At 64.3% G+C, this 238-nt stretch carries 1 pseudogene; it reads left to right on the top strand.

Annotated features, from left to right (window positions below):
* Positions 1-238: pseudogene (locus HBA93_RS23395) on the top strand (chromosome partitioning protein ParB); the annotation flags it as partial.

Genomic DNA, 238 nt, shown 5'->3' with positions numbered 1-238 from the left:
CTCGGCCCAGGGCAATGACCTCAAGGACAGCGCTTCCGCCAAGGCCATCGCACAGCGTTACGACGACTGGAAGACCGATCTGCCCACCGAGCCGACTGCCCTGTGGGACTGGATCGCAGCACTCGACGACGCGAGCCGCATGGCCTTGCTAGCCCATTGCGTCAGCTATGGCGTCAATGCGCTCGTCGAGAAGGTCGACCGTTACGGCGGCTCAGGGCTTTCGCAGCACAGCCTCGAC

It is taken from the genome of Ochrobactrum sp. SFR4 (assembly GCF_019730395.1).
In the GTDB taxonomy this organism is placed as follows: domain Bacteria; phylum Pseudomonadota; class Alphaproteobacteria; order Rhizobiales; family Rhizobiaceae; genus Pseudochrobactrum.
The sequence above is the reverse complement of the archived record's forward strand: the minus strand, read 5'-3'. Positions and strand labels throughout refer to the sequence as shown.